This window comes from Sphingomonas sp. AC522, from assembly GCF_979258125.1.
This window is the reverse complement of record NZ_OZ409836.1, coordinates 945,896-968,384: the sequence shown is the minus strand read 5'-3', so window position 1 is coordinate 968,384 and position 22,489 is coordinate 945,896. Positions and strand designations below refer to the sequence as shown.

The following is a 22,489-nucleotide window of genomic DNA, read 5'->3' as shown; positions in this document are numbered from 1 at the left end:
GGCCTCCGGCCCGGACCCGGCTTCGATCGGCAGCGTGGCACGGGCCGAAGGCCCGCGAGCGCGAACGCGCGCCCAAGCTTATGCGAGGATGAGCCAAGCGGACGGATGTCTGCGCCGACGCCTGAGGCTAAACAAAAAGCTCCCGCTTCCCTCCCCCATCAATCCTGCTAAACCCGCCTCCGCATGGCCGAGCGTACAATTTCCAGCGTCAAAATGAGGATCAAGCGCGAGATCGGCGGTCTTCGCGGCTGGTATGGCCGCGTCCATGATCGCTGGTGGTTCCGCATCCTCGCGATCCTGGCTCTGCTCAGCGGCATCTTCATATTCCTGATCTGGCTGCTGATCGCGCGCAACCTGCCGTCGGTCGAGACGCTGCGCTCCTATGAGCCGCCGCTGCCGACCAATGTCCGCTCCGCCGAGGGGCTGCCGATCCACAGCTATGCGCGCGAGCGCCGCGTCCAGCTGAGCTATCCCGAATATCCGCAAAAGCTGGTCGAGGCGTTCCTGTCCGCCGAAGACAAGACCTTCTTCAGCCATCACGGTGTCGATTTCCCGGGTCTGGTGCGCGCCGCATTCGAAGGCGTGCTGACCGGCTCGACTCCGCGAGGCACTTCGACGATCACGCAGCAGGTCGCCAAGAACCTCGTCGTCGGCAACGAGCAGAGCTATCTGCGCAAGGCCAAGGAAGGCGTGCTCGCCTGGCGCATCGAAGATACGCTCACCAAGGAGCAGATCCTCGAACTCTATCTCAATTCGATCGAATTGGGCCGCAATGCCGGCGGCGTCGCGGCGGCGAGCGAGGCCTATTTCGGCAAGGATCTTAAGGACCTTTCGCTCCCGCAAATGGCCTATCTGGCGATCCTGCCCAAGGGTCCGGCCAATTACGATCCCGATCGCAAGACCGAGCGAGCATTGGAGCGGCGCAACTGGGTGCTCGGGCAGATGGCCGAGAACGGCTTCATCACCCAGAGCGAGCGCGATGCCGCGCGCGCATCGCCGCTGGGCACGATCCCGCGCCAGACGCCGCGCGAAGAACGCGTCGGCGGCTATTTCGTCGAGGAAGTCCGCCGCCAATTGCTCGACAAGTTCGGCGAGACCGACACCTCGGGGCCCTATAGCGTCTATTCGGGCGGGTTGTGGGTGCGTACCTCCCTTGACCCCAAACTCCAGCAATATGCTCAGAAGGCCCTTCGCGACGGCCTGTTGCGCTACGATCGCGGCCGGGGCTGGAGCGGGCCGCTCGGCCATGCCGAGATCGGGCGCAGCTGGCAGCAGAGTCTGCTCAACACCAATCTTGGCCTGGATTACGAGGATTGGCGCGCGGGCATCCTGATCGCGCGGGCCGGGAATAGCTGGCAGATCGGCTTCGAAGACGGATCGACCGGCGCGCTCCCGCAATGGGCCGCAGTGATGCCGGTGCGTGGCGAGGGCGGACAGGCGTTCAACGCCTTCAAGGCCGGCGACATCGTCGCCGTCGCGCCTGCCGGCGGCAGCAACTGGTCGCTGCGCAGCGTGCCCAAGGTCTCGGGCGGCTTCGTCGTCGAGGATCCGCGCACCGGGCGCATCCTGGCGATGCAGGGTGGTTTCGATCAGCGCCTGCAATCGTTCAACCGCGCCACCCAGGCGCAGCGCCAGCCGGGATCGACGATCAAGCCGATCGTCTATGCCGCCGCGCTGGAGCAGGGGATGACTCCGGCCTCGATCGTCGTCGATGGCCCCTTCTGCGTGTGGCAGGGTGCAAATCTCGGCCAGAAATGCTTCACCAATTTCGGCGGTGCTGGCGGGGCCGGCCCACGCACGATGCGCTGGGGCCTTGAGCAATCGCGCAACCTGATGACGGTCCAGATCGCCAACACCACGGGCATGGAACATGTCGTCGATCTGATGCAGCGCATCGGCGTCTCGAAGCAGAAATTCCCGCCCTATCTCTCCTACGCGCTCGGCGCCGGCGAGACCACGGTGATGCGAATGGTCAATGCCTATTCGATCCTGGTCAACCATGGCCGGGCGCTCAACCCGACGCTGATCGACTTCGTCCAGAACCGCCGTGGCGAAGTCGTCTGGCCCGAAAACTGGCGGCCGTGCGAGGGCTGCAACGCGCCCGATTACAAGGGTGGACCGATGCCGCGCCCAGTCACGCGTTCGCGCCAGGTGCTCGATGCGATGAGCGCCTATCAGATGGTCCATATCGCCGAGGGCGTGATCCAGCGCGGAACGGCGACCACTCTGCGCGATCTGGGCCGCCCGATCATGGGCAAGACCGGCACCACCACCGGCCCGAAGGACGTGTGGTTCGTCGGCGGTACCCCGCAGATGATCGGCGGACTCTATCTCGGCTTCGACACGCCGACCAATCTGGGCGGCTATGCCCAGGGCGGATCGATCGCGGCGCCGATCTTTAAGGATTTCGCCAAGCCCGCCTTCGAGGGGATGGAAGTCGTGCCCTTCACTGCCCCCGCCGGCATCCGCATGGCGCGGATCGACCGGGCCAGCGGCAAGCGCGTGTTCGGCGGATGGCCGGGCAACGATCCCTTGTCCTCGGTGATCTGGGAAGCGTTCAAGCCCGAAACCGACCAGCGCGATCGCCGCCGGATGGACGAGGAGACCACCGAAACCAAGGCGGTGGAGAAGAAGGCGGCGCCCAAGCAGCAGGATGGCGACAGCGACTTCTTGCAACGCGAGGGCGGAATCTACTAGCGCGCGTTCCTATATTGCGCGGGCCGGGCGACATCCCGGCGTACCGACCGATTTCTGAGAGGGTTCCACCATGCGCGCCGAAGCGCAGGCATATGTCGACAAGATCAACGATGCGCTGGCGCTGTTGCGCCGGTTCCTCGACTGGGACCGTGCGCTTCGCCGGCTCGACGAACTCAACGCGCGCGTCGAGGACCCGAGCCTGTGGAATGACGCCAAGGCCGCGCAGGAAGTGATGCGCGAGCGCCGCCGCCTCGACGAGGCGATCGGCGCTACGCGCGCGATCGAAAGCGAGCTGAGCGACACCGCCGAGCTGATCGAAATGGCCGAGGCCGAGGGCGATCAGGGCATGATCGACGAAGGCACCGCCGCGCTCGCCGCACTCGCCGAGCGTGCCGACAAGGACAAGGTCATCGCCCTGCTCTCGGGCGAGGCCGACGCCAACGACACCTATGTCGAGATCAATTCGGGCGCGGGCGGCACCGAAAGCCAGGACTGGGCGGGGATGCTTCAGCGGATGTATACCCGCTGGGCGGAGCGGCGCGGATACAAGGTTGAACTGATCGATTTTCACTCGGGCGAGCAGGCCGGGATCAAATCGGCCACGTTGCTGATCAAGGGCGAGAATGCTTACGGCTATGCCAAGACCGAGAGCGGCGTGCATCGCCTCGTCCGCATCTCGCCTTATGACAGCGCGGCGCGGCGGCACACGTCGTTCTCGTCCGTCTGGGTCTATCCGGTCATCGATGACGACATCAACGTCGAGTATAACGAGAGCGACCTGCGCATCGATACCTACCGGGCATCGGGCGCGGGCGGGCAGCACATCAACACCACCGATTCGGCAGTGCGCATCACGCACATCCCCACCGGCATCGTCGTCCAGTGCCAGAACCAGCGCAGCCAGCACAAGAACAAGGCCGAGGCCTATAACCAGCTCCGCGCCCGCCTCTACGAGCGCGAGCTGCAGATCCGCGAACAGGCCGCCAATGCCGAAAACGCCACCAAGACCGATATTGGCTGGGGCCACCAGATCCGCTCCTATGTCCTCCAGCCCTATCAGCTGGTGAAGGATCTTCGCACCGGCACCACTTCCACTGCGCCCTCGGACGTGCTCGATGGTGCACTCGATCCGTTCATGGCCGCCGCGCTTGCCCAGCGTGTGACCGGCGAGACGGTCGAAGTGGAGGATGTGGATTGAGGCTTGCCGCCGCCCTGCTGATCCTGTTCGCGCTCGCCGGCTGCGATGGCACGCCGCGCGTGACCGAGGAAAAGCGGGAGGCGCATACCGGCTTCCCTGCCGCCGACCGCCCCGTCGCGACGATCGTCTCGGCGCGTTGGTCGACCGAAGAGGCGCGCGACCGGCTCAACGAGGCCGAACAGGTTATGGACCTGGCCTCGGTCAAGTCCGGCATGACCGTGGCCGATATCGGCGCGGGCGAAGGCTATTACACGGTCCGCCTCGCCAGCCGCGTCGGCAAGGAAGGCCGAGTCGTCGCCCAGGATATCGTCCCCGAAGTACGCGACCAGCTCGCCACCCGCGTCGTCCGCGAGCGGCTCGACAATGTCAGCGTCCGCCTGGGCCTCCCGGCCGATCCGCGCCTGCCCGAGGCGAGCTTCGATCGCGTGCTGATGGTCCATATGTATCACGAGATCGAAAGTCCCTACGAGTTCCTGTGGCGGCTGCGGCCCTCGCTGACGCCCGATGGGCAAGTGATCGTCGTCGATGCCGATCGGCCTACCGAGCATCACGGCACGCCGCCCGATCTGCTCAAATGCGAGTTCGCGGCGGTCGGCTATGGGCTGGTGTCGATGCGGCGGATGCCGTCGGCAGGCGGCTATATCGCGATCTTCGCCCGCAACGGCGAGCGCCCCGAGCCCGGCACGATCAAGGCCTGCCGCAGCGGCAAGACCGCGTCGCCGGCCAAGATCGACGATCGCGGGCCGAAGGGCGAAACGCCTTAGGGCCTGCGGCTATAGGCGGCGAAATCGGCTGCCACGCCGGCGTGCATCGCACTTGCCGCAGCGATATCGGCCTCCGCCTCGGCAATACGCCCCAGCCGCCGCGCGGCAATCCCCCGGCCATAGCGCGCCGAGGCCATCTTCGCGTCGCCCTGCACTGCCTTGTCGTAGAGCGTCCAGGCATCCTGCCACCGCCCCTGCTGAAGCGCGACCAGCCCGGCGCTGTCATAGGTATTGGCGTCCGGCCGGAGCGCCAGCGCCTGATCGCATTGCGTCCGCGCCTTGTCGAACTCGCGCTTGAGATAAGCCGCGCGCGTCCAGCAGGCGGAATTATAGCCGACGGCATAAACGGGCGCGCGTGCGATCAGCTGATCATAGTCGCGCACCGCCTCGTCATAACGTCGAAGATTGCTGTAGACATCGCCGCGACGTTCATAGGCGACGGAGAGCGCGGGATCGGCGGCGATGGCGCTCGTAAAGTCGGCGAGCTGCGCTTCCGCCGGTTGCTTGAGCATCGCCCGAACGAGCCCGCGACGATAATAAGCGAGTCCCCGATCGACCCTGTCGGCAATGCCGAGTTGGAGCGCCTTGTCCATATCGCCGAGCGCCTCGGCCCAGCGTTGCTCGCTGGCCGCGATCCGCCCGCGCACCGAATAGGCCAGGGCGTTGCCGGGGTGGAGCTTGATGGCTTTCTCCGCGGCGGCACCTGCACCGGGCTTGTCCTCGCGGCGCAGCAGAATCTCGGCCAGATAGGCGTGGCCCACGCTTCGCCATTCGGACGTGAGCCCTGCGGCGCCGCGCGCGGCATCCAGCTTGGCCATCGCCGGGTCCTGCGGCACTTCGGCAATTTTCAGCGCGGCCTGCAAGTCGTCCATCGCCCCGTCGATATGATTATCCCGCAGCCGGGCTTCGCCGCGAATCGCCAGCGCCCGCGCGCGCGTCGCTTCGGGAATACCGAAACCGGCATTGATCAGCTCGCTGCACGCCGAGACTTGCCGTTTGAAGCATTGCTGCTCGTTGATGCCGCGCACATAATCCGACATCCGGCCCTGCGCCGCCGCCGTCGTGCTGGTCAGCAGCGCCAGCGCAATTCCTGCGATCCTGATCATAAACTCCCCGATTCGCGCGGGAAAATTATCATTACGGACGCGAATCGCAATCGCTCAGAGCAGTCCCATGGCGCGGAAGCTGGAGACGCCCGAGCGCGTCATGATCAGATGATCGAGCAGGCGGATGCCGAGCCCGTCGAGCGCGCGCGCCAGCATTCGCGTCGCCTCGCGATCGGCGGCGCTGGGGGTCGCATCGCCGCTCGGATGGTTATGCGCCATCACGACCCCATGCGCGTCGAGCGCCAGCGCATCGGCGGCGATGGCGCGGATCGGCAAATCGAGGCGGTCGTCATGCTCGGAGCGCGTATGCCGCATGCCAAGCACGCGCTGCTCGGTATCGAGATACACGAAGGCGGCGCTCTCACGAACCTCGTCCGCCAAGGGCGCGAAAAAGGCTTCCGCTTCGCCCCGGCCGGAAATCCGCTGCTGCGGCAGGAGCGGATCGAACAGCGGCATGCTGCCCGGTAGCTGCCAGCCCCGGCCGGTCTGCCGAAGCGCAACTGCCTCCATTTGGCTGCGGAGTTTTTCTCCACAATGGAGGTAGCCGCGCGCTTGGCGGCGCTGGCCGGGACCGCTAGGTTCCAGCAATGCGGCAATATCTCGACCTGATGGAACGTGCGCTCACCCAGGGCGTGGAGACGATGGACCGCACCGGCACCGGCACGCTCAGCGTGTTCGGGCACCAGATGCGCTTCGACTTGGCAGACGGCTTTCCACTGCTGACCACCAAGAAACTCTTCACTCGCGCGATCATCGTCGAATTGCTGTGGTTCCTGCGCGGCGACACCAATGTGCGCTGGCTGCAGGAGCGCAAATGCTCGATCTGGGACGAATGGGCCGACGAGAATGGCGATCTCGGCCCGGTCTACGGCAAGCAATGGCGCGATTGGGAGGCGGCGGACGGCCGCCATATAGATCAGATCGCGGAGCTGCTGGAAACGATCCGCAACAATCCCGGTTCGCGCCGCCAGATCGTCTCGGCCTGGAACCCCGGCGAGCTCCATGCGATGGCGCTGGCGCCGTGCCATTGCCTGTTTCAGACGCATGTCGCCAATGGACGCCTCAGCCTCCAGCTCTACCAGCGCTCGGCGGACATCTTCCTCGGCGTGCCGTTCAACATCGCTAGCTATGCGCTGCTGACCATGCTGCTGGCCCAGCAGTCAGGGCTCGAACCCGGCGAGTTCATCTGGACCGGCGGCGATTGCCACCTTTACTCGAACCATCTGGAGCAGGCCCGCGAGCAATTGTCGCGCGAGCCGGGCGCGCTTCCGAAGCTCGAAATCCTTCGCAATGCGCCTTCGATCGACGCCTATGAATATGAGGATTTCGCCCTGACCGGCTATGAAGCGCAGGCGCATATCAAGGCGCCGGTGGCAATATGATGCGCTGGCTCACTCCGCTCGCGCTGCTCGCGCTCGCCGGCTGCGGCACCAAGGACGAGACCCCCAAGGTCCAGTCGGTCGAAGTCGTCAAGACGCTGCCGCACGACAGCCAGGCCTTTACCGAAGGACTGTTCTTTCAGGATGGCCTGCTGTTCGAAAGCACCGGCGAGGAAGGCATGTCGGGCTTCCGCAAGTCCGTCCCCGAAACCGGGCAGATCCTCGCCGAAAGCACGCTGCCGTCGCAATATTTCGGCGAGGGCATCATCGGCTGGAAGGACAAGATCTACCAGCTAACCTGGAAGGATCAGAAGGGTTTCATCTACAATGCCAAGGATTTCAGCCCCGCCGGCGAATTCGCTTACACGGGCGAAGGCTGGGGTCTGACGCATAACGGCAAATCGGTGATCATGAGCGACGGCACCGCGACGCTGCGCTTCCTCGATCCCGACACGCTCGCCCAGCAATCGACGCTCGCGGTCACTGCCAATGGCTGCCCGGTCAAGCAGCTCAACGAATTGGAATGGATCGACGGCGAGATCTGGGCGAACATCTGGCAGACCGACCTGATTGCACGGATTGATCCCGCTAGCGGCAAGGTGAAGGGCTTTGTCGACGTCGCGGCGCTCGGCCCGCCCACGCCCGACACCGACGAAGTGCCCAATGGCATCGCTTATGATGCGGGCACCAAGCGCATCTTCGTCACCGGCAAGATGTGGCCCCAGCTCTATCAGGTGAAGCTGAGCGAAACCCCGCCCGCCGGCTCGGCCAACGACGCGGCGGCCGCGCTGATGCGCTGCTGAGATGATCGTCTTCCATCTCGCCCGCGCCGATAATGGCGTGATCGGCCGCGATGGCGGACTGCCGTGGCGCCTTCCCGCCGATCTCAAGCGGTTCAAGGCGCAGACCATGGGCAAGCCGATGGTGATGGGGCGCAAGACCTTCGAGAGCTTCCCCAGCCCCCTGCCCGGCCGCCGCCATATCGTCCTGACCCGCGACCGCGATTGGCAGGCGGAAGGCGCCGAAGCGGCGCACACGCCGCAAGAGGCAGTCGCGCTGGCCGGTGAAGGAGACATGGCAGTGATCGGCGGCGCGGAAATCTTTGCGCTGTTCCTCGATTCCGCACACCGGATCGAGCTGACCGAAGTGCATGACGCAGCGGAGGGCGATACGGTGATGCCGCCTTTCGGGCTTGCATGGCGGGAGACGGCGCGCGAGGATTTCGCGAGCGAAGCGGGGCGCCCCGCCTATAGCTTCGTCACGCTGGAGAGAGTGGCATGAAGAGGATCCTCTGGGGAGTAAGCGTGCTGCTCGTGCTCGCCGCGATTGCCTTTTTCGGCTTCGTGCCGGGGATCGTCGAAGGCAGCATGAACAAGGTGGCGCCGGGCGCGCTGCCGAAGGTCACCGTCGAGACCAGGAAGCTGCACGACAGCCTGCTCGTCGCCGACATGCACGCCGATACTTTGATGTGGCGCCGTTCGCTGCTCGATCGCTCGAACACCGGCCAGATCGATCTGCCACGGCTGATCGAGGGCAATGCCGCGCTTCAGATCTTTTCGTCGGTGACCAAGACCCCCAAGGGCCAGAATTACGATTCGAACACTGCCGACACTGACAATATCACGCTGCTGACGATCGCCCAGATGCAGCCGCCCAAGACCTGGAGCTCGCTGCTCGAGCGCTCGCTGTTCCATGCGCGCAAGCTCGATCGCGCGGCGGCGGGCTCGGACGGCAAGCTCCGCGTAGTCCGCACGCCTGCGGAGCTCGACCGGCTGCTTGCGGACCGCGCCGCGGGCAAGAAGGTGGTCGGCGGCATGCTGTCGATCGAGGGGCTGCAGGATATCGAGGGGCAAATCGCCAATCTCGACAAGCTCTACGATGCCGGCTTCCGCATGGCGGGGCTCGCGCACTTCTTCGACAATGACGTTGCCGGATCGATGCACGGCGTCGCCAAAAGCGGGCTGACCCCGCTCGGCCTTCAGGTGCTGCGGCGGATGGAGCAGCGCGGCATGATCGTCGACATCGCCCATTCGAGCCACGCCTCGGTCGCGCAGATCCTGGCGATGGCGAAGCGCCCGGTCGTCTCCAGCCATGGCGGCGTCCAGGCGACGTGCAAGGTCAACCGCAATTTGACCGACGAAGAGATCAAGGGCGTCGCGCGCACCGGCGGGGTGATCGGCATCGGCTATTGGGACGCGGCGATCTGCGGCACCTCGCCGGCGGACGTGGTCAAAGCCATCGCGCATGTCCGCGATCTCGTCGGCATCGACCATGTCGGCCTGGGCTCGGATTTCGATGGAGCGGTGACGACAAGCTTCGATACCTCGCAGCTTGCCGTGATCACCCAGGCGCTGGTCGATGCCGGCTTCGCGCCAGACGACATCCGCAAGGTGATGGGCGGGAATATCCTGCGGGTGATTCGGAGCGGGATGGCGCCCGCTTCCTAATCCTCCCTGGCGAAGCGGGGGAGGATTGCTGTTACCCCTAGCTCGCCCCTATAGCCTCCTGATGGAGCGGCTGGACGGCGGCTCGGGGGTTCCGGACCGCTTGCGCGGCGGGATCGTCGCGCTGGGCAATTTCGATGGGTTTCACCTGGGGCATCAGGCCGTGGTCGGCCATGCCGTGGCGCGTGCGCGCGCCGCGGGCCGACCGGCCCTGGTCGGCACGTTCGAGCCGCATCCCAAGCGCTATTTCCAGCCGCAATCGGACTGGTTCAGACTGACGACGATGGAGCAGCGCGGCGATTTGCTGGCGGAAGCCGGGGTCGATGCGATGCTGGTCTTCCCCTTCGATGCCGATCTCGCCGCGCTCAGCGCCCGCGACTTCGCTACCGAACGGCTGGCGGGGCGGCTCGGCGCGGCAGGGGTGGTCACCGGCGGCGACTTCACCTTCGGCAAGGGCCGCTCGGGCGATGTCGCCACCCTTGCGCGGCTCGGCGACGAGCTCGGCTTCGTCGCGGAGACGGTGCCGCCGGTGATGCTGGATGGCTGGGTGGTCTCCTCCAGCCGCATCCGCGAGCATCTCCGCGGCGGGCGACCTCGCGAGGCTGCGGCACTGCTCACGCGGCCGCTCGCGATCCGTGGGATGGTGGAGAAGGGCGTGCAGCTTGGGCGGACGCTCGGCTATCCAACGGCCAATATGCGTCTCGCCAATTATCTTCGGCCGGCATACGGCATCTATGCGGTGCGCGGACGGCTGGCGGACGGGCGCCTGCTTGATGGCGTCGCCAATCTCGGCATCCGCCCAAGTTTCGAGCCGCCCGAGGAATTGCTCGAAAGCTTCTTTTTCGATTTCGCCGAAGACCTATATGGCCAGACGATCGAAGTGCAATTGATGGACTATATCCGCCCCGAAGCGAAGTTCGACGATCTCGCCACGCTCAAGGCGCAGATGGACCTCGACGCGGCCCGCGCCCGCGAACTACTCGCCGGTTAAGACGCAGTCCGCGAATCGCATCCGAAGCCGAGCCGGTCGCTGATCGCGCGCTGCTGCTTCATCCGCATTAGGCGGAAGCGGACACGGTGCCACTTGCTCATGTCGTCCCACCGCGAATCGGCCATCGCGGCATTGATATGCTCGTCGATGCGCTGGAGTCCACGCATGCCCGGTTCCATGAGGTATCGCTCCGCCAGCACGGCGATTTCATCGCAGATGCTTGCCGGAGTCCCCTTCTCTACTTTGTGATGCATGAAGCTGGGACGCATCGACTTATCAAATGTTCCGCAACTTCATGGTTAACGCCAAGCATCCAACATCCGCTTTGAATGTGACCGCAATTCCTCTAGTTCCCGCCCACCCATGACCGAACAAACCGATACCCCGCGCGACTGGCGCGATACCGTCTTCCTGCCGAAGACAGATTTCCCCATGAAAGCCGGGCTCGCCGCCAAGGAGCCGGCGATCCTCGAGCGTTGGGCGAAGATCGGGCTCTACGCGAAGCTGCGCGAGCAACGCGCCGGCCGCGAGCGCTTCCTGCTCCATGACGGGCCGCCCTATGCGAATGGCGACATTCACATGGGCCATGCGATGAACAAGATCCTCAAGGACATCGTCGTTCGCTCGCAGTCGCTGATGGGCAAGGACGCGCCCTATGTGCCCGGCTGGGACTGCCATGGCCTCCCGATCGAGTGGAAGGTCGAGGAAGCGTATCGCGCCAAGAAGCTCAACAAGGACGAAGTCGACCCCGTCGCCTTCCGCGCCGAATGCCGGGCTTATGCCGAGAAATGGGTGGCGGTGCAGCGCGGCCAATTCGAGCGGCTGGGGATCATGGGCGATTGGGACGATCCCTATCTGACCATGAAGTTCGACGCCGAGGCGACGATCGTCGGCGAATTGCTCAAATTCGCCGAGAGCGGGCAGATCTATCGCGGCGCCAAGCCGGTGATGTGGTCGCCGGTCGAGAAGACCGCGCTGGCCGAGGCCGAGGTTGAGTATGAGGATATTGTCTCGACGCAGATCGATGTGGCGTTCGAGATCACGGAAGCGCCGAACGCGCCCGAACTGGTCGGCGCGCATGCGGTGATCTGGACGACGACGCCGTGGACGATTCCCGTGAACCAGGCTTTGGCTTATGGGCCGGATATCGTTTATCAAGCTGAGCGCTTTGAGTTGGTCGGGGGTGAAATTCTGACCATCCTCTATGCGGGCACCTTGCGCACGTCACTGCTTCAGCGCTTCGGATTCCTACCTGGCGTGAAAGTGGTCAGCAGCGAAATTCTCGGCCATTACGAGGGCAACGATCTCGCTGGCGCCATCGCCCGGCATCCGATGCACCATCTCGGCGGCTTCTTCGCCAAGCCGCGCCCCTTCCTCGCCGGTGATTTCGTCACAACCGACGCCGGCACCGGACTCGTCCATATGGCGCCCGATCATGGCGAGGACGATTTCCTGCTGTGCAAGGCCAACGGCATCGATCCGGTGTTCGCGGTCGACGGCGCCGGCATGTACCGTGCCGACTGGCTGTGGCTGGGCGGCCAGGGCTCGGTGATCAACAAGAAGTTCGTCGCGCCCGACGGCCCGATCTGCAGCGACCTGCGCGAGGCCGGCGCGCTGCTCGCGGCAAGCGAGGACTTCCCGCACAGCTATCCGCATAGCTGGCGCTCCAAGGCCAAGATCATCTTCCGGTGCACGCCGCAGTGGTTTATCCCGATGGACCGCTCGGTCGACGCTGCGGACGGCGGCGACAGCAATGGCGGCACGCTGCGCGGCATCGCCCTCGATGCGATCGAGACTACCCGCTGGGTGCCGGAGAAGAGCCAGAACCGCATCCGTGCGATGGTCGAGGGGCGCCCGGACTGGGTGATCTCGCGCCAGCGCGCCTGGGGCGTGCCGATCGCGCTCTATGTGCATCGCCAGTCGGGCGAATATCTCAAGGACCCCGCGGTCAACGCCCGCATCCTCGAGGCATTCCGCCAGGGCGGCGCCGATGCATGGTTCCAGGCCGATCACCAGGCCCTGCTCGGCAGCGATTATCGGCTCGACGACTATGAAGTCGTCACCGACATCCTCGACGTCTGGTTCGACTCCGGATCGACCCACGCTTTCGTCATGGAAGCGCGGTACGGCGAAGGCGTCCGCGCCGACCTGTATCTCGAAGGTTCGGACCAGCATCGCGGCTGGTTCCAGTCGTCGCTGCTCGAAAGCGCGGGGACACGCGGGCGTGCGCCTTATGCCGCGGTGTTGACGCACGGCTTCGCGCTCGACGGCAAGGGCAAGAAGATGAGCAAGTCGCTCGGCAATGTCGTCGATCCGCTCAAGATCATCGGCGAGAGCGGCGCGGACATCCTTCGCCTCTGGGTCGCGCAGACCGATTATTTCGAGGATGTGCGGATCGGCAAGGAAGTCCTGGCGGGCACCGGCGATGCCTATCGCAAGCTGCGCAACACCTTCCGCTATCTGTTGGGGGCGCTCGACGGTTTCGCCGATGCCGAAAAGCTTCCTGTCGCGCAGATGCCCGAGCTCGAGCGTTACGTGCTCGCCAAGCTCGCCGAGCTCGATGCGGAACTGCGCTCGGCCGCGGAGGCGTTCGAGTTCAACCGCTACAGCCGCGCGCTGACCGATTTCGCCAATGAAGACCTCTCGGCCTTCTTCTTCGATATCCGCAAGGATTCGCTGTATTGCGACGCGCCTTCGGACCCGAAGCGCCGCGCGTACCGCACTGTGCTCGACACGCTGTTCCACGCGCTGGTGCGCTATGCCGCGCCGATCATCAGCTTCACCGCTGAGGAAGTGTGGCAGGCGCGCTTCCCGAGCGAGGACGAGTCGGTCCACATGCTCGAATGGCCGGTGCTGCCCGAAGGTGCTGCGACGAGCGCCGATTGGTCCGCGATCCGGCAGTTGCGCCAGACAGTCACCGAAGCGATTGAGCCCTATCGCCGCGAGAAGCAGGTCCGCTCCAGCCTCGAGGCCGAAGTGACGGTGCCCGATCTGCCGCTGGCCGGCGGCGACTTGGCCGAATTGTTCATCGTCGCGTCAGTCGCTGAAGGCCAAACGGTCACCGTGACGCCCACCGATCGCCATAAATGCGGCCGGTGCTGGCGGCATCTTCCCGAGGTTGCAGAGGATGGCCTGCTGTGCGACCGATGCGCCGGGGTAGTGAAGGTATGAACGTTCAGATGAATGTTACGCGGTGGATCGGGCTGCTGGTGGCGGCGCTCGTCTTCCTGTTCGACCAGCTGACCAAATGGTATGTGACCGGCCCGCTCGGGCTCAATGTCCAGGGCGACAGCCTCACCGTGCTGCCGATCTTCGACCTGCAGTTCGTCAAGAATGTCGGCGTGTCGCTGGGGCTGATGCCCGCGAGCAGCGATTTCATGCGCTGGGCGCTGGTGGTGCTCACGGCCGGAATCGCTATCGGCGTTGCCTGGTGGATGACGCGCGAGAAGAAGCTGCCCGACGTCATCGCGCTCGGCATGGTGCTGGGCGGCGCGGTCGGCAACATCCTCGATCGCGCGCGTCTGGGCTATGTCGTCGATTTCGCCGATCTGCATTTCGGCACGTGGCGCCCGTTTCTGGTATTCAATGTCGCCGATGCCGCAATTACGATCGGCGTAGTCATCCTGTTGTTCCGCGCGCTGTTTGTGCGTGATAAGACGGCGCCGTCGGCTGACGCGCCCGCCCCTGTGGAGAATGAAGTCAATGCGTAGAATCGTCCTCATCGTGTCGGGCATTGCGCTCACGGCATCGCTCTCGGCCTGCAGCAAGGGCGGCTATAATCGCGAGCGCCCCGATGAATTCGCCGTCGCGCGCCAGGCGCCGCTGGTGATCCCGCCCGATTTCTCGCTGGTTCCCCCTGCCCCCGGCGCGCCGCGCCCACAGGATGTGAGCCCATCCTCGCAGGCGACCGAGGCATTGTTTGGCGGCTCGGCGGCGCGCAGTGCCGGCGAGCAGGCAACGCTCGACGCCGCCGGCCGCACCAGCGCCGATGCCGGCGCGCGCAGCACGGCGGGCAGCCCGGACACCAATGTCGTCGACAAGGGCTCGACCACGCGCGACATCGTCGCGGCGCCCGAAGGCAACGGCAAGGATGCGAGCACCAGCACGCCGCAATAAGCCTGGCCTCGCGGACATGAAAAAGGGCCGTCCCTTGCGGGGCGGCCCTTTTGCTTTGTCCCCGATGCTTGCCTTAGAAGGCGGCGCCGATCGAGAAGACCACGGCGCCATCCGCGCCGACTGCTTCCTTATAACCGAAGGCGCGCGGCGCATCGGTGTTGATATAGGCAACGCCGAGCGTCAGCGCCTTCCAGGTGAAGTCCGCGCCGATCGAATAATCGAGCACTTCGCCGTCCGCGCCGCCCAGGAAGCTGTCGCTCTCCGAATAGCCGAGATGCGCCTTGAGCTTGATCGGGGTGCTGGGCACGCCGACGGCGAGATCGCCATAGACATAGACGCCGCTATCCTTGCCAAGCGACACCTGGCCCGAGGGTGCCCAGGCAATGCCGGTCTTGAGGCTGGCGGGGCCGAGCGTGCCGGTGAGCGCGACATAGGGCTCGATCACGCTGGTGTTGGCCGAGCCGGGATAGAGATAGAGCGTCGCGCCAATATCGCCGGTCAAGCCCTCGGCGATCTGCTTCGAAAAGCCGCCATAGACATCGATCTCGGTGCCGTTGTTGAAGCCGATGCTCGAGCCCCAGGTGCCGATATAAAAGCCGCTTTCATGGGCGACGGTGAAGCCGCCTTGGATCGCCGCTTCTTCGTTGCTCTGGCTGAAGCCGCGGAAGCGATAATCGCTGACGACGGTGGCACTGCCCGTGATCGTGATCGGGCTCGGCGGATCGGTCTGATCCTGAGCGAAAGCGGGCGTGGCCGCGGTGGCCAGCGCAAGCGCGCTCAGGCCGGTGAGAAGGTTGCGCATGGAATCCCTTTCTATTGAATGCGAAGGGTCCCCGCCTGCTGCCGAGGATGCCGCGTCATTTGAGCCCAAAGGCCTGCGCAGCTGTCATCAGCGCACAAAGTGTGCCGAATTACGCTGCGGCGCACAACAAAATTTGCCGTGGAAGCTCGGGATCGCTGCGGAACTGTTGCGAGCCTGCAACAGCGCGAAGGTCAGCGAACAGCGATAATCGCGTCGATTTCGACCACGGCCCCGCGCGGAAGCACCGGCACGCCGACGGCACTGCGGGCATGGCGGCCCGATTCGCCGAACAGCGCCTGCATCAGCTCGGACGCACCATTGGCAACTTCAGGCTGATCGGTGAAACCGGCTGCCGAATTGACGAACACGCCAAGCTTCACGACGCGCTCGACGCGCGAAAGATCGCCGCCAAGATACTTCCTGATCTGCGCGACCAGCATCAGCCCGCAGCGCTGGGCGGCTTCCTTGGCATAATCCAGGTCGCGGTCTTCGCCGGCGCGGCCGGTCATCAGCGCGCCGTCCTTGAAGGGGAGCTGGCCCGAAATATGGAGCAGGCCCCCAGCTTCGACGACGGGCACATAAGCCGCGACGGGCGCGGCGGCTTCGGGAAGGGCGAGGCCAAGCTCTTCGAGCTTGCGGTCGATTGCGTCGGTCATGATGCGGCTTCACCACTCAAGGCGTCGGCGGTCAAGCTTTGGCGGATTCCCCCGCGGCGAAGCGTGCGGCGATCCACGCCTCGGCCTCGCGCCAATCGTCGATCCGGGCATGGGCATGCGGCGCAGGCGGCACGCTGGGTGCAAGATCGGGCTCGGCGATCATATGCAGCCGGTGGACATCAGGCGCGTGCCTGGCCACCGATTCGTGGTGGACGGCGAGATCGTCGACAAAGACGGTCACGGGATGGCCGAACTCGGCGACCAGCCTGGCTACGGGATCGCCCTTGCCGCCCTGATTGCACTCGACCCGATGCTCGATGCCGTGCTCGGCAAGCTGGGCGATGCGATGGTCGCGGCAATGATCGCCGAGATTGGTGAGGACGACGATATCGGCCTGTTCGGCCAAGGCCGCCAGCGCCTCGCGAGCATACGGCACCAAGGTTTGGCGCCCCATCTCGCCTGGGAAAAAGCCGCCGAGCAACGCCCACATCTCTTCGCGCTCGACTGCGCTGCTGTCGCCACGCCGGGTCATCGAAGTGGCGAAATCGCCGCCGTTCAGCGCGAAATCGATATCGTGATGCTCGTTCAGCCAGGCGCCGAAATGGCGGACCATGTGGAGCAGGACTTCGTCGCAATCGGTGATCAGCAGGGGCTTCATGCGGCTTCCAGTTCGGCGCGCGCCGCGACCAGGCGCGCGGGCTTGATATCAAGGGCATCGGCGCAGGCGAGAAGATCGGGCTCGTGCGCCTCGAGAAAGCCGAGCGTCGCCGCGAGCAGCGAGGGATCGCCCGCCCGCGCCCGCAACTCCGCCGGGTCGAGCCCGGTCAGGTCGAGCAATCGCGACGCGCGCTGCGAATCGCCAAGCGTCCACACCAGGGCCTGGAGCGCAAGCGCCTCCGCATTTGTTTCCGCCGCCGCCATCGCCTAACAGGTCCGCATCATCATTGGGGTTTGGGCGTGGCAAAAAGGGTGCTCGTTGTCGAGGACAACGAACTCAATCTGAAGCTGTTCTGCGATCTTCTGCGCGCGCACGCCTTCGAAGTAGAGCCGGTCAAGGACGGTCGCGAAGCCGTTGCCCGTGCCCGCGTCTTCGCGCCCGATCTGGTGGTGATGGATATCCAGATGCCGCACGTCACCGGCGACGAGATCATCCGCCAGATGAAGGCAGACCTGCAGCTGCGCGCGATCCCGATCATGGCAGTGACCGCCTATGCCGGGCATGACGACGAAGAGCGGATCCGCGCGGCGGGCGCGAATGCCTATGTCTCCAAGCCGATCAGCCTGGTGCGCTTCATGGAGGAAGTGCGGGGGTTGGTGCCGGGGGCCGAAGGCATCCGGCCCGAATAAACCCACCCGTCATGCTGAACTTGTTTCAGCATCCATCGCGCCGCTGGCGACGTCTTCACTTGGGGAGGACTGGACCCTGAAACGAGTTCAGGGTGACGCGTGCGCTTTCGCGCTACGCATCACTTGATCTTGGCTTCCTTGAACTCGACATGCTTCCGCACGACCGGGTCGTACTTGCGGAAGGACATTTTCTCGGTCGTGTTACGCGGATTCTTCTTGGTGACGTAGAAGAAACCCGTGTCCGCCGAGCTGACGAGCTTGATCTTGACAGTAGTCGGCTTGGCCATGGCCCAGAACCCTTGAATCTCGTTAAAAAGAAAGAGCGGCACGCCGGGCGCACCGCTGTCAGGCGGCGCGGATGCGCGAGTCCCGTTGAAAAGTCAAGGCTGGGGTCCGTCTCACCCATGCTTCACACGGCTTTAACTGCGCACGGGCGAAAAGGCGCGCGGAAGGAGGCCGAGATGGAAGCGATCGTTCCGGCCTTTCTTTTGGCCGTGCTAACCCAATTGGGCGAACGGCCCGCTTTGCTCACGGCGATTCTGTCCGACCGCTACGGGCGCCCGCTCACCGTGGCGCTCGCGGCGGGGCTGGCGCATGCCGGGGGCAACGCGCTCGCCGCGCTGGCCGGCATGTCGATGGCGCCGATCCTCACCCCCAATGCACAATCGCTGCTGCTCGCGATCGCCTTGCTGATGGCGGGATTCGGTGGGCTGTGGCGCGTCAAGGCGCCGGGCCGGCTCGATGCCTGGCATCTGGGCGCGCTTTTCACGCCGCTGCTCGGCATATTCATTGTCGCGCTCGGCGATCGCACCCAATTCTTCACGCTGGCGCTGGCGACGCGCGGCGAGCCCTGGTTCGCCGCCGCCGGTGCGGCGTTGGGCGCGTTCGGCGTGTGCTTCGTCGCCTCGGTGCTCGGCGAGCTCAGCTGGCGCAACATCGCGTTCGGCAAGCTGCGCGTGGTGCTGGCCCTCGTCTTTCTCGTCGCGGGAACCTGGATCGGGCTCGGCGCGCTTCGGCTGATCTAATCGATCAAACTGATCGGCAAATTGCGTGGCAGCGTAACGAACGCTCCCTATATCGCATGTGCAATCACCGGAGGACGACATGGCCGACACCAAGGCGCTGCAGACGCCGACCGATCTCAATCGCAACGACACCAAGAGCGTGGCGGACGCACTCAACAGTGCGCTGGCAGACAGCTTCGCGCTCTATTTCAAGACCAAGAATTTCCACTGGCACGTCTCGGGCCCGCATTTCCGCGACTATCACCTGCTGATGGATGACCAGGCGGCGCAGATCTATGCAATCACGGATGCGATTGCCGAGCGCGTGCGCAAGACCGGCAACACCACCTTGCGCTCGATCGGCGACATTGCGCGGCGCCAGACGCTCAAGGACAATGATGCGGACTTCGTCTCGGCCGGCGACATGCTCGCCGAGCTGCGCGACGACAATCTCAAGCTGGTCGAGAGCTTCCGCGCGGTCAAGGAAGCCGCCGAGGCCGCGGGCGACAATGCCACCAGCGGCGTGGTCGACGAATGGACCGACCAGGCCGAGGAACGCGCCTGGTTCCTGTTCGAAGCCAGCCGCAAGGGCTGATGCAAAAAGGGCCGGGTCATCCCCGGCCCTTTTCCTTGTTACTTGATCGCCGCCAGATCGGCTTCGATCTTCTTGAGCAGGTCGGCAGGGAGCTTGTCCGGCGCGAAGGGCGCGACCGCGTTCAGGCTCATCGCCTTGAAGCTCTCATATTGCGGATTGGACGTGACTGGGCCGCCGAAATTGGCGGTGAGCACGGCATTGGCCTTTTCGTCGGCGACGATCTGCTCGATCGGCGTGTCGAGGTTGAACTTGGCGGCCGGCGCGGTCTGGGCTGCGGCAGGCGCAGGCGCGGTCTGTGCCGAAGCGGCGGCAGGCGTGAGGCAAGCGAACGCCGCGGCGGCGAGAATTGCGAACTTCATTTGGGAGGACCCTCGATGGTGGAGACGCCAGCCTAGCCGCGCGGCAGGCGCCTTGCCAACGGGTTTCATTTGCCGAGCGTCAGCAGCCACAGATCGGGCGGCGCACCGAGCCGGAACGGCCCGCCGCTGGTGCCGAGCCCGGCGGTCACCACGACCGTGCGTCCGCCCTCGCGCCGCACGCCGCACCGATAACGCACGCCGTAGCGGCTGACCTCGGAGATCGGGCCGTAGATCGGCAGCACGACCTGCCCGCAATGCGTGTGCCCCGCGAGCAGCAGCGGCACGTCCGTGGGCAGCTTGGGCGCGATATCGGGCGAATGGGTGAGCATGATCCGCGCGCCGGCGAGCGGCTGCATCGCGGCGAGCGTCGCGGGCAAATCGGTGTGCCGCGAGAAATCGTCGCCCGCGACTCCGATCGCGAGCGGTCCGCGCTGGAGTGCGCCATTATCGACCACAGTCACTCCGGCGCGCTCGAGCAGGGCGCGCGTTGCCGCGCCGCCGGTCCAGTGATCGTGATTGCCGAGCGCGGCGACCACCCCGAACCGGGCCTTTAGTCCCGCGAGCGGCGCCACCATCGGTGCGCCGATCCGCTCGGCACTGTTGGCGGCATGCCCGTAGATGAAGTCGCCGGCGATCACCACCAGGTCAGGGCGCAGCGTATTGATCTGGCCGACGATGCGCGTGAGCCGTTCGGCGTCCATCGCCGCGGTGCCGATATGCACATCGCTGATCAGCACGACCCGCATGGGTGCTGCGCCGGCAGGCCAGCCCGGCAGCGACACACTCGCCTCGCGCACCACCGGATCGCGCCGCGCCTCCAGATAGGAATAGAGCGCGAGCCCCATGCCCGCGGCGAAGCAGGCGGCGAGCGCGATCAGGAGACGCTTGGGCATGCCGCCAGCGTAACGAAGCCATCCCGCTGGCGGAACCCCCGGCTTCGTTCCATGTTGCCACTATCATGCGCGCTTTCGCCGACCTGCTCGACGCACTGATCTACACCCGATCGCGCAACGCCAAACTGCGGCTGATCGGCGAATATCTCAAATGCACCCCCGATCCCGATCGCGGCTGGGCGATGGCAGCGCTGACGGGAAGTCTCGACCTGCCGGCGGTGAAGCCGGCACTCATCCGTGCGCTGATCGAGGAGCGGGTCGATCCGGTGCTCTATCGGATGAGCCGGGATTTCGTCGGCGATTCGGCTGAGACGATCGCCTTGCTCTGGCCCGAGCCGATGACGCCGCCGGATACCAGCCAGCCACTGACGCTGGCGCAGGCGATCGATACGCTCGGCAGCATCAGCAAGTCCGACGCGCCGGGGGTGCTCGCCTCGATGCTCGACCGGCTGGAGGCCGACGAGCGCTTCGCCTTGCTCAAGCTGGCGATGGGCGCGCTCCGGGCGGGCGTCTCGGCGCGGCTCGCCAAGACCGCGTTGGCGCAGGCCTTCGACCTGGATGTCGAGGCGGTCGAGGAAGTGTGGCACGGGCTTGCCCCGCCTTATGCGAGCCTGTTCGGCTGGGCCGAGGGCACGCATGCCCAGCCGACCGCACAGAACGTCCCAGTCTTCCGCCCCTTCATGCTCGCCCACCCGCTCGAGGAGACCCAGGTCAGCCTCCAGGACTATGCCGCCGAATGGAAATGGGATGGCATCCGTGTCCAGATGGTCCACGTCGCGGGCCAGACCCGGCTCTACAGCCGCGCCGGCGACGACATCACCCACAGCTTTCCCGAAGTCGCCGCGAGCTTCCAGACCCCGGGGGTGCTCGACGGCGAATTGCTGGTAAAGGGCGAATTCCAGGGTGGCGAGGCGGGAAGCTTCAATGCGCTCCAGCAGCGGCTCGGACGCAAGGTGGTCAGCGCGAAGACGCTCAGCGAATACCCAGCGTTCGTGCGGCTCTATGATATCCTTTTCGACGGGCCGGAGGATCTGCGCGCACTGGGCTGGACCGAAAGGCGGGCGCGGCTGGAGGCCTTCGCCACCAAACTGGAGCCCGAGCGCTTCGACGTCTCCGCGGTAATTGAAGCGAAGGACTTCGCCGCTCTCGAGGAAATCCGCGCCGGCGCCCGCGATGCGGCGATCGAGGGCGTGATGCTCAAGCGCCGCGATTCGCCTTATGTCACTGGGCGCCGCGTGGGCCTGTGGTACAAATGGAAACGCGACCCGCTCAATGCCGATTGCGTGCTGATGTATGCCCAGCGCGGCAGCGGCAAGCGTTCGTCTTTCTATTCGGATTACACTTTCGGCGCCTGGACCGAAGAGGGCGAGCTGCTGCCGGTCGGCAAAGCCTATTTCGGGTTCACCGACGAAGAACTGAAATGGCTCGATCGCTATGTGCGCAACCACACCACTGCGCGCTTTGGCCCGGTGCGCGAGACCGACAAGAGCCTCGTCCTCGAAGTCGCATTCGATTCAGTGCACGAATCGAAGCGCCATAAATCGGGGCTGGCGATGCGCTTCCCGCGCATCAGCCGCATCCGTAACGACAAACCCGCCAGCGAGGCCGACACTATCGCCGGCCTCAGGCGGCTGGTCACCTGACCGCGCGCCCGGCATAAACCGGCCATGGAAGACGAGATCGAGGATGAGGTTCCGATGCCACGGATCGCCGCCGCGATCGTCCTCGGCGCGCTTCCGCCGCTTGCCCTCTACGCGCTGCTGATCCTCTTCGCGCTCGGCAAGGGCCCAGGTTTCGGCATGGAATGGCGCGTCGTCGGGACCTTCGCATTGTTCGCGGTCGGCAGCACGATCGTGGTCGGCATGCCGATCGGCGCGATTTTCCTCCGCGATCCCGCCGCCTCATGGCTTCGATGGGTGCTGGCCGGCGCGGGCAGCGCATGGATTGCGATAACGCTGGCGGAAATCTGGGTGGCTGGGCTCGCCTTCCCGATGATGTTCCTCAGCTTTTTCGGCCCGATGCTCGCACTCCTCAACGTCGCAGTCATCATCTACGGCGCGTTGACCGGGCTTTTCGCCCGCGCAACCTTGCGCCGGTTCGATCGCGCCCAGGGCTAGCGAAACGGCGCTTGCGCGCGC

Annotated in this window: 26 protein-coding genes; 16 read left to right on the top strand and 10 right to left on the bottom strand. The window is 65.3% G+C overall.

From position 1 onward, the window contains the following. Positions 1 to 213 precede the first annotated feature (213 nt). The 3 genes from ACZZZM_RS04975 to ACZZZM_RS04965 all read left to right on the top strand — a co-directional run bounded on the left by ACZZZM_RS04975 (position 214) and on the right by ACZZZM_RS04965 (position 4,659). Entirely contained in the window at positions 214 to 2,697 is a 2,484-nt protein-coding gene (locus ACZZZM_RS04975; RefSeq protein WP_463594007.1) for a penicillin-binding protein 1A, read from the top strand. A gap of 70 nt (positions 2,698 to 2,767) precedes the next feature. Continuing rightward, positions 2,768 to 3,895 (top strand): peptide chain release factor 2, encoded by a 1,128-nt coding sequence (prfB, locus tag ACZZZM_RS04970; RefSeq protein ID WP_463594006.1) that lies wholly within the window; start codon positions 2,768 to 2,770, stop codon positions 3,893 to 3,895. Then, entirely contained in the window at positions 3,892 to 4,659 is a 768-nt protein-coding gene (locus ACZZZM_RS04965) for a class I SAM-dependent methyltransferase (RefSeq protein ID WP_463594005.1), read from the top strand. The genes prfB and ACZZZM_RS04965 overlap by 4 nt, the downstream gene beginning before the upstream one ends. Here the strand turns inward: ACZZZM_RS04965 and ACZZZM_RS04960 are convergent. Both ACZZZM_RS04960 and ACZZZM_RS04955 read right to left on the bottom strand, forming a co-directional pair. Next, entirely contained in the window at positions 4,656 to 5,765 is a 1,110-nt protein-coding gene (locus ACZZZM_RS04960; protein WP_463594004.1) for a tetratricopeptide repeat protein, read from the bottom strand. The two genes, ACZZZM_RS04965 and ACZZZM_RS04960, sit on opposite strands and share 4 nt — an antisense overlap. Positions 5,766 to 5,819: 54 nt before the next feature. Next, positions 5,820 to 6,275: a JAB domain-containing protein gene (locus tag ACZZZM_RS04955; RefSeq protein WP_463594003.1), complete on the bottom strand. Its 456-nt coding sequence runs from the start codon at positions 6,273 to 6,275 to the stop codon at positions 5,820 to 5,822. A gap of 77 nt (positions 6,276 to 6,352) precedes the next feature. Here ACZZZM_RS04955 and ACZZZM_RS04950 point away from each other — a divergent pair, with 77 nt between their 5' ends. From ACZZZM_RS04950 to ACZZZM_RS04930, 5 genes are all read left to right on the top strand, one after another. Beyond that, a complete protein-coding gene (locus ACZZZM_RS04950; RefSeq protein ID WP_463594002.1) occupies positions 6,353 to 7,147 on the top strand; it encodes a thymidylate synthase in 795 nt (264 codons plus the stop codon). After that, positions 7,144 to 7,947, top strand: coding sequence for a glutaminyl-peptide cyclotransferase (locus ACZZZM_RS04945; RefSeq protein ID WP_463594001.1), 804 nt, complete (start codon positions 7,144 to 7,146; stop codon positions 7,945 to 7,947). Before ACZZZM_RS04950 ends, ACZZZM_RS04945 begins: the two co-directional genes overlap by 4 nt. 1 nt (position 7,948) lies before the next feature. After that, on the top strand, positions 7,949 to 8,425 hold the full coding sequence (locus ACZZZM_RS04940) for a dihydrofolate reductase (protein WP_463594000.1): 477 nt from the start codon (positions 7,949 to 7,951) through the stop codon (positions 8,423 to 8,425). Beyond that, positions 8,422 to 9,591 (top strand): dipeptidase, encoded by a 1,170-nt coding sequence (locus tag ACZZZM_RS04935; protein ID WP_463593999.1) that lies wholly within the window; start codon positions 8,422 to 8,424, stop codon positions 9,589 to 9,591. Before ACZZZM_RS04940 ends, ACZZZM_RS04935 begins: the two co-directional genes overlap by 4 nt. 61 nt (positions 9,592 to 9,652) lie before the next feature. Next, a complete protein-coding gene (locus tag ACZZZM_RS04930) occupies positions 9,653 to 10,579 on the top strand; it encodes a bifunctional riboflavin kinase/FAD synthetase (protein WP_463593998.1) in 927 nt (308 codons plus the stop codon). Here the strand turns inward: ACZZZM_RS04930 and ACZZZM_RS04925 are convergent. Beyond that, positions 10,576 to 10,746 (bottom strand): hypothetical protein, encoded by a 171-nt coding sequence (locus tag ACZZZM_RS04925; protein ID WP_463593997.1) that lies wholly within the window; start codon positions 10,744 to 10,746, stop codon positions 10,576 to 10,578. The genes ACZZZM_RS04930 and ACZZZM_RS04925 overlap by 4 nt on opposite strands. Positions 10,747 to 10,942: 196 nt before the next feature. On the opposite strand from ACZZZM_RS04925, the gene ileS reads away from it, so the two are divergent. From ileS to ACZZZM_RS04910, 3 genes are read left to right on the top strand one after another with little or no spacing between them, the layout of a single operon-like run. Further along, on the top strand, positions 10,943 to 13,750 hold the full coding sequence (ileS, locus tag ACZZZM_RS04920) for an isoleucine--tRNA ligase (protein ID WP_463593996.1): 2,808 nt from the start codon (positions 10,943 to 10,945) through the stop codon (positions 13,748 to 13,750). After that, complete coding sequence (lspA, locus tag ACZZZM_RS04915; RefSeq protein WP_463593995.1) at positions 13,747 to 14,289, top strand: signal peptidase II; 543 nt, start codon at positions 13,747 to 13,749, stop codon at positions 14,287 to 14,289. Before ileS ends, lspA begins: the two co-directional genes overlap by 4 nt. Beyond that, entirely contained in the window at positions 14,282 to 14,695 is a 414-nt protein-coding gene (locus ACZZZM_RS04910) for a DUF3035 domain-containing protein (RefSeq protein ID WP_463593994.1), read from the top strand. Before lspA ends, ACZZZM_RS04910 begins: the two co-directional genes overlap by 8 nt. Positions 14,696 to 14,768: 73 nt before the next feature. Here ACZZZM_RS04910 and ACZZZM_RS04905 read toward each other — a convergent pair whose 3' ends face one another. The 4 genes from ACZZZM_RS04905 to ACZZZM_RS04890 form a co-directional block, all read right to left on the bottom strand. Continuing rightward, positions 14,769 to 15,497 (bottom strand): TorF family putative porin, encoded by a 729-nt coding sequence (locus ACZZZM_RS04905; protein WP_463593993.1) that lies wholly within the window; start codon positions 15,495 to 15,497, stop codon positions 14,769 to 14,771. A 191-nt stretch (positions 15,498 to 15,688) separates the two neighbouring features. Next, a complete protein-coding gene (locus ACZZZM_RS04900; RefSeq protein ID WP_463593992.1) occupies positions 15,689 to 16,153 on the bottom strand; it encodes a RidA family protein in 465 nt (154 codons plus the stop codon). A gap of 31 nt (positions 16,154 to 16,184) precedes the next feature. Continuing rightward, a complete protein-coding gene (locus ACZZZM_RS04895) occupies positions 16,185 to 16,811 on the bottom strand; it encodes an HAD family hydrolase (RefSeq protein ID WP_463593991.1) in 627 nt (208 codons plus the stop codon). Further along, positions 16,808 to 17,074: a DUF3572 family protein gene (locus ACZZZM_RS04890; protein ID WP_463593990.1), complete on the bottom strand. Its 267-nt coding sequence runs from the start codon at positions 17,072 to 17,074 to the stop codon at positions 16,808 to 16,810. Before ACZZZM_RS04890 ends, ACZZZM_RS04895 begins: the two co-directional genes overlap by 4 nt. A gap of 36 nt (positions 17,075 to 17,110) precedes the next feature. Between ACZZZM_RS04890 and ACZZZM_RS04885 the strand changes: the two genes are divergently transcribed. After that, the gene (locus tag ACZZZM_RS04885; protein ID WP_463593989.1) at positions 17,111 to 17,500 is read left to right on the top strand and encodes a response regulator; all 390 of its coding nucleotides are present in this window, start codon (positions 17,111 to 17,113) and stop codon (positions 17,498 to 17,500) included. 119 nt (positions 17,501 to 17,619) lie between these two features. On the opposite strand, the gene rpmG is transcribed toward ACZZZM_RS04885, so the two are convergent. Beyond that, on the bottom strand, positions 17,620 to 17,787 hold the full coding sequence (gene rpmG, locus ACZZZM_RS04880) for a 50S ribosomal protein L33 (RefSeq protein WP_463593988.1): 168 nt from the start codon (positions 17,785 to 17,787) through the stop codon (positions 17,620 to 17,622). Positions 17,788 to 17,961: 174 nt separating this feature from the next. On the opposite strand from rpmG, the gene ACZZZM_RS04875 reads away from it, so the two are divergent. Both ACZZZM_RS04875 and ACZZZM_RS04870 read left to right on the top strand, forming a co-directional pair. Continuing rightward, complete coding sequence (locus ACZZZM_RS04875) at positions 17,962 to 18,525, top strand: TMEM165/GDT1 family protein (RefSeq protein WP_463593987.1); 564 nt, start codon at positions 17,962 to 17,964, stop codon at positions 18,523 to 18,525. 79 nt (positions 18,526 to 18,604) lie between these two features. After that, entirely contained in the window at positions 18,605 to 19,099 is a 495-nt protein-coding gene (locus tag ACZZZM_RS04870) for a Dps family protein (RefSeq protein WP_463593986.1), read from the top strand. A 38-nt stretch (positions 19,100 to 19,137) separates the two neighbouring features. On the opposite strand, the gene ACZZZM_RS04865 is transcribed toward ACZZZM_RS04870, so the two are convergent. Next, positions 19,138 to 19,458 (bottom strand): hypothetical protein, encoded by a 321-nt coding sequence (locus ACZZZM_RS04865; RefSeq protein WP_463593985.1) that lies wholly within the window; start codon positions 19,456 to 19,458, stop codon positions 19,138 to 19,140. 65 nt (positions 19,459 to 19,523) lie between these two features. After that, complete coding sequence (locus ACZZZM_RS04860; protein WP_463593984.1) at positions 19,524 to 20,351, bottom strand: metallophosphoesterase; 828 nt, start codon at positions 20,349 to 20,351, stop codon at positions 19,524 to 19,526. Between the two features lie 65 nt (positions 20,352 to 20,416). On the opposite strand from ACZZZM_RS04860, the gene ACZZZM_RS04855 reads away from it, so the two are divergent. Beyond that, the gene (locus tag ACZZZM_RS04855; protein ID WP_463593983.1) at positions 20,417 to 21,994 is read left to right on the top strand and encodes a cisplatin damage response ATP-dependent DNA ligase; all 1,578 of its coding nucleotides are present in this window, start codon (positions 20,417 to 20,419) and stop codon (positions 21,992 to 21,994) included. Between the two features lie 24 nt (positions 21,995 to 22,018). Further along, positions 22,019 to 22,468, top strand: coding sequence for a hypothetical protein (locus ACZZZM_RS04850; protein ID WP_463593982.1), 450 nt, complete (start codon positions 22,019 to 22,021; stop codon positions 22,466 to 22,468). The last annotated feature ends 21 nt before the right edge of the window (positions 22,469 to 22,489 follow it).

Excerpts from the sequence above, each read along its gene's own strand:
- ACZZZM_RS04910 (WP_463593994.1), top strand. The coding sequence starts at position 14,282 with ATGCGTAGAATCGTCCTCATCGTGTCGGGCATTGCGCTCACGGCATCG.
- ACZZZM_RS04930 (WP_463593998.1), top strand. The coding sequence starts at position 9,653 with ATGGAGCGGCTGGACGGCGGCTCGGGGGTTCCGGACCGCTTGCGCGGC.
- rpmG (WP_463593988.1), bottom strand. The coding sequence starts at position 17,787 with ATGGCCAAGCCGACTACTGTCAAGATCAAGCTCGTCAGCTCGGCGGAC.
- ACZZZM_RS04960 (WP_463594004.1), bottom strand. The coding sequence starts at position 5,765 with ATGATCAGGATCGCAGGAATTGCGCTGGCGCTGCTGACCAGCACGACG.
- ACZZZM_RS04850 (WP_463593982.1), top strand. The coding sequence starts at position 22,019 with ATGGAAGACGAGATCGAGGATGAGGTTCCGATGCCACGGATCGCCGCC.
- ileS (WP_463593996.1), top strand. The coding sequence starts at position 10,943 with ATGACCGAACAAACCGATACCCCGCGCGACTGGCGCGATACCGTCTTC.
- ACZZZM_RS04855 (WP_463593983.1), top strand. The coding sequence starts at position 20,417 with ATGCGCGCTTTCGCCGACCTGCTCGACGCACTGATCTACACCCGATCG.
- ACZZZM_RS04940 (WP_463594000.1), top strand. The coding sequence starts at position 7,949 with ATGATCGTCTTCCATCTCGCCCGCGCCGATAATGGCGTGATCGGCCGC.
- lspA (WP_463593995.1), top strand. The coding sequence starts at position 13,747 with ATGAACGTTCAGATGAATGTTACGCGGTGGATCGGGCTGCTGGTGGCG.
- ACZZZM_RS04950 (WP_463594002.1), top strand. The coding sequence starts at position 6,353 with ATGCGGCAATATCTCGACCTGATGGAACGTGCGCTCACCCAGGGCGTG.
- ACZZZM_RS04865 (WP_463593985.1), bottom strand. The coding sequence starts at position 19,458 with ATGAAGTTCGCAATTCTCGCCGCCGCGGCGTTCGCTTGCCTCACGCCT.
- ACZZZM_RS04900 (WP_463593992.1), bottom strand. The coding sequence starts at position 16,153 with ATGACCGACGCAATCGACCGCAAGCTCGAAGAGCTTGGCCTCGCCCTT.
- ACZZZM_RS04955 (WP_463594003.1), bottom strand. The coding sequence starts at position 6,275 with ATGGAGGCAGTTGCGCTTCGGCAGACCGGCCGGGGCTGGCAGCTACCG.
- ACZZZM_RS04975 (WP_463594007.1), top strand. The coding sequence starts at position 214 with ATGAGGATCAAGCGCGAGATCGGCGGTCTTCGCGGCTGGTATGGCCGC.
- ACZZZM_RS04860 (WP_463593984.1), bottom strand. The coding sequence starts at position 20,351 with ATGCCCAAGCGTCTCCTGATCGCGCTCGCCGCCTGCTTCGCCGCGGGC.
- ACZZZM_RS04895 (WP_463593991.1), bottom strand. The coding sequence starts at position 16,811 with ATGAAGCCCCTGCTGATCACCGATTGCGACGAAGTCCTGCTCCACATG.
- ACZZZM_RS04875 (WP_463593987.1), top strand. The coding sequence starts at position 17,962 with ATGGAAGCGATCGTTCCGGCCTTTCTTTTGGCCGTGCTAACCCAATTG.
- ACZZZM_RS04905 (WP_463593993.1), bottom strand. The coding sequence starts at position 15,497 with ATGCGCAACCTTCTCACCGGCCTGAGCGCGCTTGCGCTGGCCACCGCG.
- ACZZZM_RS04925 (WP_463593997.1), bottom strand. The coding sequence starts at position 10,746 with ATGCGTGGACTCCAGCGCATCGACGAGCATATCAATGCCGCGATGGCC.
- prfB (WP_463594006.1), top strand. The coding sequence starts at position 2,768 with ATGCGCGCCGAAGCGCAGGCATATGTCGACAAGATCAACGATGCGCTG.
- ACZZZM_RS04935 (WP_463593999.1), top strand. The coding sequence starts at position 8,422 with ATGAAGAGGATCCTCTGGGGAGTAAGCGTGCTGCTCGTGCTCGCCGCG.
- ACZZZM_RS04890 (WP_463593990.1), bottom strand. The coding sequence starts at position 17,074 with ATGGCGGCGGCGGAAACAAATGCGGAGGCGCTTGCGCTCCAGGCCCTG.
- ACZZZM_RS04870 (WP_463593986.1), top strand. The coding sequence starts at position 18,605 with ATGGCCGACACCAAGGCGCTGCAGACGCCGACCGATCTCAATCGCAAC.
- ACZZZM_RS04945 (WP_463594001.1), top strand. The coding sequence starts at position 7,144 with ATGATGCGCTGGCTCACTCCGCTCGCGCTGCTCGCGCTCGCCGGCTGC.